Source organism: Francisella sp. LA112445 (assembly GCF_012224145.1).
Taxonomy (GTDB): Bacteria; Pseudomonadota; Gammaproteobacteria; order Francisellales; family Francisellaceae; genus Francisella.
On sequence record NZ_CP041030.1, the window covers coordinates 1,172,064 to 1,185,901 of the forward strand.

The following is a 13,838-nucleotide window of genomic DNA, read 5'->3' on the forward strand; positions in this document are numbered from 1 at the left end:
ACTTATTTAAAATCGAATTTCCATTCTTTAACTTTTATCATAGCTAAATAAACTTTTTGTATTTCACAAATATGTCCGTCAATATCTGATATGATCTTACTATTAATTTTCTTATCTAATAGATAACTAGGGAATCTTGGATTACCTCTTGTCTGTATTAGGTATATTAAATTCTCTAGCTTATTAGAAAGTATTTCTAAATCTAAGTTATTAGCCTTTTTAAAGTTTTTGTCTTTAATCAACCTATAGACCTGATCTAGATGTGGCATCATTTCCTCTAAAAAAGGAAATCTATTAGAAAATAGTGAAACTGGTTCATATTTAGACTTAATATAGCTTGTATTAAATGAATTAAATGATAAATCTAAATTTTCAAAATTCTCTTTCTTAGAGTTTTTACATATCTCACTTAGCCCTATCAAAATATCTATCAACTCTAGCCTTAACTCATAAAAAACATATTTTGGCAATATCAATAAAGAACAAAATATACCTATACTCAAACCAACTAATGTATCACTAATTCTCACTAACAGATAGCTAGTAATCGTATATCCGACAGGGTTAATAATATAAAAAACATTTGATAGTATCATCGTAGCAAATAATACTCCCAAAAAATAATTCTTCTCAATAAAAACTATTGTTAAAAACAATAATAGAATAGTAGTTGCATATATTGAACTTGGAAAATAAATAAAAATTTCATAACTGAATATACTTCCTGATATTATACCAATTATTGTTGCTGATAAGCGTTGGATACTAACTTTAATTGAATCAGCAACATTAAGCCTCAAAGAAACCAAGATAGAATAGCAAATCCAAGCAAAGTTATATAAAGGGGTTATATTAAATATTAAAAAACCTAAGCAAATAGCACATGCTGCTCTAAGGGCTAAATGATATTGATTAAATCCTACTTTACTAACCTCTGGAAAATCAATTCTAGGCAAAATTAATAAGCACAATATAGTAGTTGCTGTCCCTAAGAATACGCCACATATAAAGTAGCTCACACTTAACCAAAAATCTAACTGTACTTGTGCTTTAAATAAAAATGCTGTAACAATATAAACAACTAAAAAAACACTTAGCCTATCACAATAGTTAAAAACAGCAGGAATCGAATAACAGAAAAAAACACCTAAAAATAATACTAACAAAAATACTGGTAATGAAAAATATAGACTAAATAAAGTTACAAAAATAACCAAAATACTTAAAAGACTAGACTTTAAGATAAACCAAAACTGATCAATTTTAGTTACTCTTGAGCAAGTAGCCGCTGAGAATATAGAAAAAATAATAGCCCAAAAATATATCATAAAATCACTTATATCTAATAGATATAAAATTAAAATCGATATACATGAAGCAAAAGTAATTAATATAGCCTTTTTAATTTGATTCATAAAATTTTAATCCTTTACCAATAAATTACTAAAAAATATTGTACCATATTTCAATACACTGTATCATAAATATTAAATTTAATACAACCTTTTGAAAGCTCTCTTTCAATCAGATATCTATATAAAAGGAACATATCATGAAATTCTTACATTACAAATATAATAATAATATATATCCATGCATTCTATCAAATAATACTCTATATAATATTAAAGATCTTATCCAAGAAATATCTCCTAAGAATATTGATAATCTAAAATCTATAATAAATAGCTCCAATTTAGATTCATTACCAATACTTACAGACAAAATCCAAAAAGAAAATATACAAAACTGTATATACAATCCCGGAAAAATTGTTGCTATCGGCATGAACTATTTAGATCATTTAGAAAGAGTTGATTTTCTAGGTGGCCCAAAAGTCAAACCTGAGAATTTTATATTTTTCCAAAAGCCTTCAAGTAGTATTACAGGCCCATATGATCCTATATACATTCCAAAAATTGGTGGAAAATTAGATTATGAAAATGAATTAGCTGTAATTATTGGTAAAACGGCAAAAAATATTAAAGAAGATAATGCTGATGAATATATTCTTGGATATTGTATTGGCAATGATGTATCAGATAGAAGCTTACAATTTCAAAAACTAGGACAGTTTAATATGGGAAAAAGTTGTGACTCTTTCTGCCCTCTTGGACCATATTTAGTTACTAAAGATGAAATAGATCCAAAAAATCTATTTATAAAAACTAAAGTAAACAATCAATTTGTTCAATATGGCTCTACACAAACAATGATTTTTAGTATTTCTCATCTAATATCTAAATTAAGTGAATATTTCACCTTAGAACCAGGTGATGTTATTCTAACTGGCACACCTCAAGGTGTGCAGTTAGAGAATGAAATCCTTGGTGAAGAAACTCATTACTTAAAAGAAAATGATGTGCTTGAACTAGAAATAGAAGGCTTAGGCAAACAGGAAAACTTAATTTTACAAGCATAGCGCAAGCCTTCTAAATATTAATAAATACTCCTTGTCCAACTCTTTATCTTTAACTCCCCCAAAGTTTGAGCAAGTGAGTATTTTATTAAAGATATATCTTAGATAATTTATACTCTTTGCTCAATATCAAAACTAGCTTTTAAAGTTTCTAAAACTTTATCAGTACTCTCAGTAATTACTTTATCATCTAAAGTTTGTGTATTATCTTGGAAAAGCATACTAAGAGCTATACTTTTTCTGTCACTCTCTTGAGATTCATAAATATCAAAAATACTAACATCTTTTAGAATGTTTATATCCAAATCTTTTATTGCTTTTGTAATATTACCAGCAAGTACAGATTTATCTACTAAGAATGAAATATCTCTTGATACTGATGGATATTTAGATACTTTCTCAAAACTTAGTATTTGTTTTTTGGTTAAAACTGCTAAATCAATCTCAAATACAACAGGAGCTTTAGCTTTGATTTGGAAAGTTTTTAACACACTTGGATGAGTTGTTCCTATTAAGCCAATCTTAGAGTCGCCTGATAGGATATAAGCAGATTGTCCAGGGTGTAGCCAGTTAACATCATCACAAACTTCAAAACTTAGATCAGTGATATCATTACATAAAGCTTCGATATCTGCTTTAACATCAAAGAAGTCTACTTTTTTAGTATTTGACCAATTTATATTTAATAACTCACCATATGCTAATCCAGCTATTCTATCAAACTGTACTCTTTGGTTATTCTCTAATTTAAAACAAGCACCCTTTTCAAATATTCTTATTCTATTTTGCTGACGAGCTGTATTTGCTTTAAAAGAATTTATCAAACCAGGTATCAAAGATTGTCTCATTATAGATAAATCCTGAGATATTGGATTTTGAATAGCAATACCTTTATGCTCAAAGAAAAATTCATCATATTTTGGATCTATAAAACTATAATTAATAGCTTCATGATAACCTCTATCAACTAATCGATTATTTAAAACCTCTAATGATAGCTCTGTCTCTGAGATATTTACTTTAGAAGCAGCATATTTAGGCATAGTTTCAGGAAGTTTTGAATATCCATAAATACGTGCAACTTCCTCAATTAAGTCTTCAGGTATTTCCATATCAAAACGATATGATGGAGCTACTACCTCGATACAGTTACTATCAAAAGTTATATCAACATTCATATGTAAAGATTCTAAAACTTCTGTAACATAATCAATAGTCAAATCAGTACCTAAAACACTATTTAGCTTTTCAATAGAAAGATTTATTTTAACTTGTTTATTCAGACTTTCTAAATCTTCACTACCATGAATAGGAGCCACATCCCCACCTGCATACTCTGTAATTAATTTAATAGCTAATTTCATAGCTTTTTTGGCAAGCTGAGGATCCACACCTCTTTCGAATCTATGAGAAGAGTCTGTGTGTAGATTATATTTACGCGCTTTACCAGCAATTTTTTCTGGAACAAAAAAAGCACTTTCTAAGAATATATCTTTAGTACCTGAAGTTATAGATGAATCAAGTCCTCCCATAACACCCGCTATTGCTAATGCTTTTTTATCATCTGCAATTACTAAAGTATCTGAGTCAAGTTTAACTTGAGTTTCATCTAAGAGCGTTAGATCTTCATCTTGCTTTGCATAACGAACATTTATACTACCATCTAACTTAGCAAGATCAAACGCATGCATTGGCTGACCTGTAAGAAGCATAATATAATTTGTCACATCTACAAAAAATGAGATACTTCCAATGCCACTTCTTCTTAGTTTTTCAACCATCCATAATGGTGTCTGAATATCATTATTTACATTTTTAATGATACATCCGTAATATGACTTACATGCATCAATAGCTGAGATATTTACTTCTTTAGTATCTTTGATATCTATTTCAATATTTGGAGTTTCTAGTTCTTTAAGTTGAGCTTTTGTAAGAGCTGATACCTCTCTAGCAATACCATATACACTTAGACAATCTGCTCTATTTGGTGTCAAATCAACTTCAATTATATTATCATTTAATTTTAGATATTCATTAATATCTTCACCTACAGGAGCATCTACAGGTAGGTCCATCAATCCATCTGCTTTTTCTGCTAAGCCTAACTCCTCTTCTGAACACATCATACCAAAAGATGCCTGTCCACGTAGCTTAGACTTTTTAATTTTAAAATCACCAGGTAGTACAGCACCTATTTTTGCTACAGGAGCCTTCATACCTTCATAGATATTTTTAGCACCACAAACAATTGTTAGAGGTTCTCCTTCTGCAACATCAACACTACATATGTTTAATTTATCAGCATCAGGATGCTTTATAATGCTTTTGATTTGTCCGACAACTACGTTTGTCACTTTCTCTGCTACTACTGGTTCTATAGCATCAACTTCTAAACCAGCTAAAGTTAGAGTGTCTGCTAAGTTTTGGCTATCTTGAGTATCAGTTAGATATTCATTTAACCAATTATGTGAAAATTTCATTTATAAACCTCAAATAATAATTAAAACTGTTTTAAAAATCTTAAATCGTTTTCAAAGAACATTCTTAGATCATCTATCCCGTATCTAAGCATTGATAATCTCTCTACACCCATACCAAAAGCAAAGCCTTGATATTCTTCTGAATCTACATTTCCAGCTTTTAAAACTTTAGGGTGAACCATACCACAACCTAGTACTTCTAACCAACCTGTATGTTTACAAACTCTACAACCTTTACCATCACACATTACACACTCCATATCTGCCTCTGCTGATGGCTCTGTGAATGGGAAATATGATGGTCTAAAGCGTACTTTTAAGTCCTTTTCAAAGAATGAGTTTAAAAATGCATGTAATAAGCCTTTTAAATCAGCGAAAGATACATCTTTCTCTACAAGTAAACCTTCAACCTGATGAAACATCGGAGTATGAGTAACATCTGAGTCACAACGATAAACTCTACCTGGAGCAATTATTCTAATTGGTGGCTCTTGTTTTTCCATAGTTCTAATCTGTACACCAGATGTATGAGTTCTTAAAACATGAGTTTCATCAATATAAAAAGTATCATGCATAGCACGAGCTGGATGATGTGATGGAATGTTTAATGTCTCAAAGTTATAATAATCACTTTCAATCTCTGGACCAAACTCAATTGCAAAACCATTTTGTTTAAAGAATGATTCTATTCTATTTAGAGTTTTTGTCACAGGATGTAAAGAACCTTGGTTTTGTCCTACGCCAGACAATGTCACATCAATTCTTTCGTTAGCTAATTTCTCATTTAGCTCAGCCTCTTCAAAATGAGATAGTTTCGCATTGATTGCTTCTTGTAAAGCTTGTTTAGCTACATTTACTGCTTGACCAAGCTTAGGTTTTTCTTCATTAGGTAGAGTTGCTATTAGCTTCATCATACCTGTTAGCTCGCCCTTTTTACCAAGGTATTTTACTCGAATATCATCTAGAGATTTTTTATCTTTGACAAGATTAAGCTCTTCTAAAGCTTTATCTTTCATTTGATCAACTATTTGCATATTTATCCTTTATTTCAAAACTTGAGAGATATTATAGACAAAAAAGGGTTTTATTAAAATGTTGAGACTAACAAACTTTTAAGGTTTTAATCAGTTTTTTTACTCAATCCATATTTACTAATTATATAAGCCCCTATCACACTTACTATTCCACCGACTATTCCTAAGCTGTCTTCTGTTTCATGTAAAAAAATCCAACCAAGAAATATTGATATTATTGGCATAAAATATAATGATGCTATAGCTACTGTTGCTTTTAAATTTCTAAATGCATAACCCCAAAACAGATATCCTAAAGCTCCTGGAAAAACTCCTATATAAATTATAACTAAAATACTTGTACAACTTGCAGAACTAACATCTACGTAGACATCTTTTGAATACACCAAAAGCATTGCTGTACCAAACCAGATAAAATAAGCCACAGCCTCTATAGGATGAAATCTTGCTAATACACTTTTTTGAAAAACAGAATATATTGCACCTGAAAAACATGCTAGATAAACAAAACAAATACCTACAAATTCAAAAGAAGTATCATCATTTGATAAAAAGATTATGCCAGCACCGACTAATGCTATACAAAAACCAAAAATACCAACTTTTGTAATCTTCTCTCTAAAAAAGAGATAAGCTAATAAAGCCACAATGATAGGAGCTTGAGCAATAATAAAGTTTGCACTAGCAGCTGTAATTCTAGCTTCACCAGAGTTTAAAAAAACATTGTATGAAAAAAAACCAAAAAAGCCCAATACCGCAAATTTGACTAAATCCATAAAAGTAGGAATAGTTTTATTTTTTTGCCTAATAAAGATTATTAGCATAACTATACTTGCTATAGCATATCTAGCTAAAGATAAAGCCCCAGCACTAAAACCTTCTAACATTAAATAGCGTATACCAATAAATGCAGTTGACCACATAGTAATAGTTATTAGTAATAAAGCTAAAGCTCTATTAATCGATAGATATTTTTGCATAAAAATTATTCTTGGATCATTTTATTTAATCTCTTACCTATTATAAAAGCAAAAATAGAAATAACTATCGCTATTATTGATATCATCGCAAATAAATGCTGATAACTATGGTAACTATTAATAGTCATTTGAGTATCAAAACCTACTTTAGCATTATATCTAACTCCACTACTCACATATCCTGCAATCATAGTCCCTAATTTGATACCTATAGCAGATGTCACAAACCAAGTTCCCATTGCAAAACCCATTATTCTTCTTGGCAGAAGTTTAGCCATTAGAGCTAGTCCTAAAGCACCAATAAGAAGCTCTGCAGATGCAAAAAATACTGTAATAGATAAAACTTCCCACCAAATACTTATTTTTGCTGTTGGAGCATTAAATATACAAGCCAAATACATAGTTCCATATGCCAAACCACATAAAAATAAACCAAGTGCAAACTTATGTGGCAAACAAAGATCCCTATCTTTTAATTTTGTATATATTAAAGCTAGTATTGGTGAGAATATAATAACACCTAGTGTATCTAACACTCCTGGAATTTGTTGAGGATTCACATCCATACCCAAGAAGTGTAAATTTACATGATGAAGGTTAAATAGTAAAACTGTTGTAAATTTCTGCTGATATATTATATAAAATATTACTGCATAGAAAAGTAAAACTATCGCAACCATAATCTTTTTCTTTGCCATAGAATCTTTTTCAATAAAGATTTGTGATACAAAGATAAAAAATATAAATACAGCTCCAACCCAAAGAATAATAGTTGATAAATAACCATACCTTAGTACATAGCTTAAGACAAATATCGTTACCAGAAGCCCTATTATAAAACCATAGATTATTTTAGTATCTAACTTTGCACTACCTACACCATTATCAATATCTTTGATGCTCGAGTAGCTCAATAATGTATTTACAATAGCTATCACAAAACCAAAGGAACATAAGAAATACGTAAATGTATATCCTAATCTTGCTGATAATACAGGTATTAGTAGTGATGCTGATAATGAGCCTAAGTTAATTGACATATAAAATATAGTATATAAAGAGTCAATTTTCGAGTGATCAGTATAAATTCTAGATATAAGATTAGTTGGGGCAGGCTTAAACAATGCAGCACCTAATATGACTAGCGCTATAGCAATATATATAAGCCCTTTAAATGCTACAAAGGCGCCTACTCCTATCATAGCATAGCCTAACAATAATAGTACACCACCTGTAAACATAGTTCTCTTAATACCTAGTACACTATCTGCTATATAGCCACCTACAGCATTAAAGGCGTAGCTTAATGCTGCAAATGCACCAAATAATACGACAGCTTGTTTTTCTGTAAAATTAAAACCATAAGAGCTCATGAAAAATAGTATTGATGTATAACTAAAACCATAGTAGCCAAACCTTTCAAAGTACTCAAAAAAGCATAATAAAAAGAATGGATTCTGCTTTCTAATATTTAACATTAAGATTTCCATATAAGATTTATTTGAAATTGATTATATATTATATGTTTAATTTTTTTAGATTTTTTGAACAACATTTATAGTAATAGATTTGTACAAAACTTTATTATTTTTATTTAAATAAATCACTTAATACTCTATATTTGAATTATCAGTGTTGTTAGCTTTTATATTTCAAATGTCAAATAAACAAGTAAGATTACCTAATATGATTGCCTATGGTTCAGGCGATTTCTTTGGTGGTGGTGCCTTTACTATTCTTGGTTTATGGTTAATGTATTTTTATACTAATATAGCTGGATTATCAGCTGCTGAGGCTGGGCTAATCGTAGCCATAGGGAGAGGTCTAGATGTATTTGCTGACCCAATTATGGGTTATATTTCTGATAATTGGCGTGGCCCTATCGGCAGAAGAAAGTTCTTTTTTGTCATAGGTGCTCCTTTAGTTTGGGTATTTGCTTTATTATGGATACCGGGATTTGGCTTTTGGTACTACTTAGTTGGATATATCGCATTTAACTTTATTTTTTCAATGATTCAAGTTCCTTATGAAACTCTAGCAGCTGAGATGACTGATAGCTATGATATTAGATCAAAAATGACTGGGATTAGAATGCTTTTTTCACAAAGTTCAAATATTGTAGCTGGTTTTTTACCTGCAGCAATTATGTACTTTTTTGCTAATGAAAAAACTTCTTTTATAATTATGGGGCTTATCTGTTCGTTTTTATTTATGTTGCCATGGATCTTTGTATATAAATTCACATGGGAAAGAGATATTGAAATTTCAAAAAAAGAACATACTTCGTTATTCAAAGAAATTAAGTTTATTTTTATTAATATTTTCTCAACTCTTCGAGTTAGAGCTTTTAGACTTAATCTTTTAATGTATATAGGTGCATTTGTAGCTCTAGATGTTTTTGGTGCAAGTTTTGCTTATTATTTTACATTTATTCTTCATTATGATGTCAGTTCAGCATCTATTGTATATACATGCTTTTCGATAATTCAAGTAATCTCAGTACCAATAATTGCTTATTTATGTATAAAAATTGGTAGTGTTATGAGCTATCGTGTCTCTATTGGTTGTCTTATTTTAAGTATGTTTAGCTTTATAATTATTCCAATATTTAGCCCTACTGTTTCATTAATACTTTTTGTTTTAATTATATTTGTATTAGGATTTGCTCGAGCTGGTTGCTATTTTACTCCGTGGAATGTTTATAACTTTATTGCAGATATAGATGAGGCTTTAACTACAAAGAGAAGAGAAGGAACTTTTGCAAGTACTATGACTGTATCTCGTAAATTGATCCAAGCATTAGCCTTTGCAATTGTGGGCTTTACATTATCTATATTTAACTTTAAAGCTGGTGCTTCAGTTCAATCTAGTTCAGCCTTATTAGGTATAAATATATGTTTTATTGGTGGAACTATATTATTTTGTATTATAGGGGCAATAGCAAGTTCAAGATTTAGATTAACTCAAGCAAAACATTTGGTATTAGTTAGTGAACTAGAGCGACTTAGAAATGGAGGTGATTTAGAGGATGCTCCTGTTGAAGCAATTAACGTCGTAGAAGAACTTACTGGCTGGCCACATAAAAAAACTTGGGGCCGAAACAACGCATTTTAGGATTTTAAATTATGTTAGACATTTGTAAATTTCAACTTAAAGACACTCGTGGCGATCATATTTTATTTGAGCTCCCAGAAAAACAGATTTTTGTAAGAGTTTATGTATTAGAAGAAAATATTTTTAGAGTACTCTTTACTAAATCTTTAAAACCAATTCTAGATAAAACATGGTCAATCACAAAAGATGACATACCTTTTGAAGGAGTTGATAGATTAGATACATCTAGCTTTAGTTGTCCAGAATTTGAAGCTTTTGGTGATGATACTTTTGCTTCAATACAAACTAACAAACTAAAATGTGAAATAGATTTAGATGGTTTTATTATTAGTTGGTACAAAAAAGATCTAGACAAATGGGTTAAAGTTTCCCAAGACCTACAAACTCAAGCATATAACTTAGATTTCTGGTCAGATAGAGGTTCTTATCACGCGATTAAGAAAGATTCTGATGCTATGTTTTTTGGTCTTGGTGAAAAAACTGGCTCTCTTAATCGTGATAAAAAACGTTATGAGATGAAATCTATTGATCCTATGGGTTATGATTCAGAATGCTCAGATCCTTTATATAAACATATCCCTTTTTTCATCTCTCACAATCCTATAGCTAAAACATCTTTTGGTATTTTTTATGATAACTTAAGTGATAGTTCTTTTAACTTTGGTAAAGAGATTGATAACTATCATGGTCCATATATTAGCTATGAGGCAAAAGCTGGAGACCTTGATTACTATTTTATACTCGGTGATAAAATTGCTGATGTTACAGAAACTTTTAGTTCCATTACTGGTAAAACCATCTTACCACCCTACTGGAGCTTATATTATTCTGGTTCTACAATGACTTATACAGATCTTCCAGACGCTCAATCTCAAATGGATAACTTTATTAATGATTGCCAAAAATATAATATCCAATGCGGCTCTTTTCAGTTAAGCTCGGGATATACCTCTATTGGTGATAAAAGATATGTTTTTAATTGGAACCACTCAAAGTTTCCTCATATAGAGGATTTTACACAAAAATATCTTAATAATGGCATTAGATTGTGTGCAAACATTAAACCATGCTTACTCCAAGATCACCCCAAATTAGATGAGGTAGCTAGTTTTAATGGTTTTATTAATAACAAGTACTATACCAAACCTGAGCTTGTACAATACTGGGATGAGTTAGGCTATTATCTAGACTTTACAAATCCAAAGACTATTCACTGGTGGCAAGATAACGTTACAAGACAGCTTCTAGAAAAGGGTATAGAGTCTACTTGGAATGATAATAATGAATACGAAGTCTATAATGGCGATGCTATATGTTACGGCTTTGGTAAAGAGATAAAAATCAAACATATTAAACCAGTTCAATCGCTTCTTATGACTAAATCTAGTTTTGAGGCTCAAAAAGCTTTTGCTCCTAATAAACGCCCTTACCTAATTACAAGATCTGGATGCGCTGGACTACAAAGATATGCTCAAACATGGACTGGTGACAACTATACTGAATGGAAAACTCTAAAATATAATTTAGAAATGTCTAAAGGCTTATCTTTATCTGGTATTTATAATTTTGGACATGATATCGGTGGATTTAGTGGTCCTGCTCCAGAACCTGAACTTCTAATACGTTGGATTCAACATGGTATTTTTTACCCTAGATTCACTATTCACTCATGGAATGACGATAAGTCGGTAAATACTCCATGGATGTATCCGGAAGCTTTAGAGACTATACAAAAAGCTTTTGATTTACGTAATGAACTAATACCATATATTTATCAACTCTGCTACCAAGCTCATAAAAATGCTAAACCTATTATAAAACCAACATTCTATGATTTTGAAGCTGATATTAAAACATTCCAAGAAAACCCAGATTTTATGATTGGTGACCTGCTCATAGCAAATATTTTAGAAAAACACCAAAGAGTTCGTGAAATATATTTGCCTAAAGGCTCTAACTGGTATGACTACTACACTGGAGAAATTTACCCAGGTGGTAAAACTATTAGTCTAAACGTCGATATAGAAAGTATCCCTATATTCGTCAAAGAAGGAAGTATAATCGTTGTTAATAAATCAAAAGCTCAATTTAATCACTTTAAGCAAGATTTAGCATATAAGGTTTATCCTTCTTTAAAAGATGAAACAACACATCACCATATATATCTAGATGATGGTGAGACTATGGAATATCTGAATGATAAAAGTGGTATCACATATATTAAAGTGATAAATAAAAATGCTAAACTGAATATTAGTTGGAAATATAATGGTCACGAGAACTTCAAAGTTACTCAACCTGAAATAATTAATATGAATAAGGATTTAGAATATAATGCTTAATCTTCAAGAATTACACAACTGTAGTTTACCAAAATATGAGCGTAATAATTTAAAGCAAGGAATATTACATATTGGTATAGGAGCTTTTCATAGAGCCCATCAAGTATTTTATATTGATAAGCTACTTAATAATGGCGATAAAGATGCCCTAAACTGGGGCTATATAAGTGGCACTATTCGGACTAACCAAAAACTAATAGATGATCTAAAAGCAAATGATTGCCTATATACATTATCTACTAATGATGAGTCAGGAACTAAAAACACTGTAATAGGAGCTCTAAAAGATGTCTACTTTGCAGGTAATGGCCAATCTCAAGATTTAATTGCTAAAATTTCAAATCCAAATATTAAGATAATCACTTATACAGTAACAGAAAAAGGTTATTATGTTGATTTATCAACTCAAGAATTAGATTTTGAAAATCCAGATATTATTCATGATTTGGATAATATGAAAACTCCCAAAACTGCTATAGGGATTACAGTTGCTGGATTATATAAACGCTGGCAAGAAAACCCTGAGACTATTACTCTACTAAGTTGTGATAACATGCCAAACAATGGTAAGATCCTAAAAAAGGCTATTCTTGAGTTTTCAAACAAATTAGATAATGAGTTGAGCTCATGGATATCTAAAAATGTAAGCTTCCCTAGCTCTATGGTTGATAGAATTGTTCCTGCTGTTACACAACAAACATTAGATAATATTGAAACTATGATTGGCCAAAAAGATATCTCAGCAGTAGCAACTGAAGAGTTCTCTCAATGGGTGATTGAAGATGATTTTACTAATGGTCGACCTGCTCTAGAAAAAGTTGGGGTTGAATTTGTGAAAGATATCGAGCCATTTGAGAAATTAAAACTAACTATGTTAAATGGTAGTCATAGTTTGATTGCTTATCTTGGAGCATATGCAGGTTTAAAAACTGTAGATGAAGTTATATCCCAACCTGAGTTTTATACCTTTATTAGAAAATATATGTTAGAAATCGCTGCTCCTTTAGTTGAAGGTCTACCTCAAGAAGTCTCAACTTCAGAATATGCTGATAAGCTTTTACATAGATTTGCTAACCCTCATCTAAAACATAAAACTGAGCAAATAGCTATGGATGGCTCTAAAAAGATCCCTCAAAGATGGTTAGGCTCTTTAGAGCACCTTTTAAAAAACAAACAAAATTACGATATTTTAGCTCTTGGTATAGCTGGATGGATATTATTCTGTAGTGGAAAAGATCAGCATGGTAAAGATCTACAAATTAGCGATCCATTACAAGATACTTACAAATCCATATATCAAGACAATAATCAATATAAAGATATAGTTAACAGCTTCTTATCACTAAAAAGTATATTTCCAGATAAGATTGCTACAGATAAAAACTTACATGAAAAAATAATATTTTTTATTGAGCAAATCAATAAAAATAGTGTCACTAAAACTCTAGCTAAATTAGGAGAATAAA

At 30.5% G+C, this 13,838-nt stretch carries 9 protein-coding genes; 4 read left to right on the forward strand and 5 right to left on the reverse strand.

From position 1 onward, the window contains the following. Positions 1–2: 2 nt before the first annotated feature. Positions 3–1,415, reverse strand: a complete 1,413-nt coding sequence (locus FIP56_RS05740; RefSeq protein WP_192577985.1) for an FUSC family protein — start codon at positions 1,413–1,415, stop codon at positions 3–5. Between the two features lie 137 nt (positions 1,416–1,552). Here FIP56_RS05740 and FIP56_RS05745 point away from each other — a divergent pair, with 137 nt between their 5' ends. Continuing rightward, a complete protein-coding gene (locus tag FIP56_RS05745; protein ID WP_192577986.1) occupies positions 1,553–2,422 on the forward strand; it encodes a fumarylacetoacetate hydrolase family protein in 870 nt (289 codons plus the stop codon). A 107-nt stretch (positions 2,423–2,529) separates the two neighbouring features. On the opposite strand, the gene pheT is transcribed toward FIP56_RS05745, so the two are convergent. From pheT to FIP56_RS05765, 4 genes are all read right to left on the reverse strand, one after another. Next, positions 2,530–4,902 carry a phenylalanine--tRNA ligase subunit beta gene (gene pheT, locus FIP56_RS05750; RefSeq protein ID WP_192577987.1) on the reverse strand — a complete coding sequence of 791 codons (2,373 nt, stop codon included), beginning with the start codon at positions 4,900–4,902 and terminating at the stop codon, positions 2,530–2,532. A 20-nt stretch (positions 4,903–4,922) separates the two neighbouring features. Further along, positions 4,923–5,936, reverse strand: coding sequence for a phenylalanine--tRNA ligase subunit alpha (pheS, locus tag FIP56_RS05755; RefSeq protein WP_192577988.1), 1,014 nt, complete (start codon positions 5,934–5,936; stop codon positions 4,923–4,925). An 86-nt stretch (positions 5,937–6,022) separates the two neighbouring features. Beyond that, positions 6,023–6,916 carry a DMT family transporter gene (locus FIP56_RS05760; protein WP_192577989.1) on the reverse strand — a complete coding sequence of 298 codons (894 nt, stop codon included), beginning with the start codon at positions 6,914–6,916 and terminating at the stop codon, positions 6,023–6,025. 5 nt (positions 6,917–6,921) lie between these two features. Next, positions 6,922–8,394, reverse strand: coding sequence for an oligopeptide:H+ symporter (locus FIP56_RS05765; protein ID WP_192577990.1), 1,473 nt, complete (start codon positions 8,392–8,394; stop codon positions 6,922–6,924). Between the two features lie 178 nt (positions 8,395–8,572). Between FIP56_RS05765 and FIP56_RS05770 the strand changes: the two genes are divergently transcribed. Genes FIP56_RS05770 through FIP56_RS05780 form a run of 3 tightly spaced genes read left to right on the forward strand, consistent with a single transcriptional unit; the run spans position 8,573 to position 13,837 of the window. Further along, complete coding sequence (locus FIP56_RS05770) at positions 8,573–10,030, forward strand: MFS transporter (RefSeq protein WP_192577991.1); 1,458 nt, start codon at positions 8,573–8,575, stop codon at positions 10,028–10,030. An 11-nt stretch (positions 10,031–10,041) separates the two neighbouring features. Further along, the gene (locus tag FIP56_RS05775; protein ID WP_192577992.1) at positions 10,042–12,372 is read left to right on the forward strand and encodes a TIM-barrel domain-containing protein; all 2,331 of its coding nucleotides are present in this window, start codon (positions 10,042–10,044) and stop codon (positions 12,370–12,372) included. Further along, entirely contained in the window at positions 12,365–13,837 is a 1,473-nt protein-coding gene (locus FIP56_RS05780) for a mannitol dehydrogenase family protein (RefSeq protein ID WP_192577993.1), read from the forward strand. Before FIP56_RS05775 ends, FIP56_RS05780 begins: the two co-directional genes overlap by 8 nt. Position 13,838 lies beyond the last annotated feature (1 nt).

Coding starts and splice junctions, on each gene's coding strand:
- FIP56_RS05740 (WP_192577985.1), bottom strand. CDS start 1,415: ATGAATCAAATTAAAAAGGCTATATTAATTACTTTTGCTTCATGTATA.
- FIP56_RS05745 (WP_192577986.1), top strand. CDS start 1,553: ATGAAATTCTTACATTACAAATATAATAATAATATATATCCATGCATT.
- pheT (WP_192577987.1), bottom strand. CDS start 4,902: ATGAAATTTTCACATAATTGGTTAAATGAATATCTAACTGATACTCAA.
- pheS (WP_192577988.1), bottom strand. CDS start 5,936: ATGCAAATAGTTGATCAAATGAAAGATAAAGCTTTAGAAGAGCTTAAT.
- FIP56_RS05760 (WP_192577989.1), bottom strand. CDS start 6,916: ATGCAAAAATATCTATCGATTAATAGAGCTTTAGCTTTATTACTAATA.
- FIP56_RS05765 (WP_192577990.1), bottom strand. CDS start 8,394: ATGTTAAATATTAGAAAGCAGAATCCATTCTTTTTATTATGCTTTTTT.
- FIP56_RS05770 (WP_192577991.1), top strand. CDS start 8,573: ATGTCAAATAAACAAGTAAGATTACCTAATATGATTGCCTATGGTTCA.
- FIP56_RS05775 (WP_192577992.1), top strand. CDS start 10,042: ATGTTAGACATTTGTAAATTTCAACTTAAAGACACTCGTGGCGATCAT.
- FIP56_RS05780 (WP_192577993.1), top strand. CDS start 12,365: ATGCTTAATCTTCAAGAATTACACAACTGTAGTTTACCAAAATATGAG.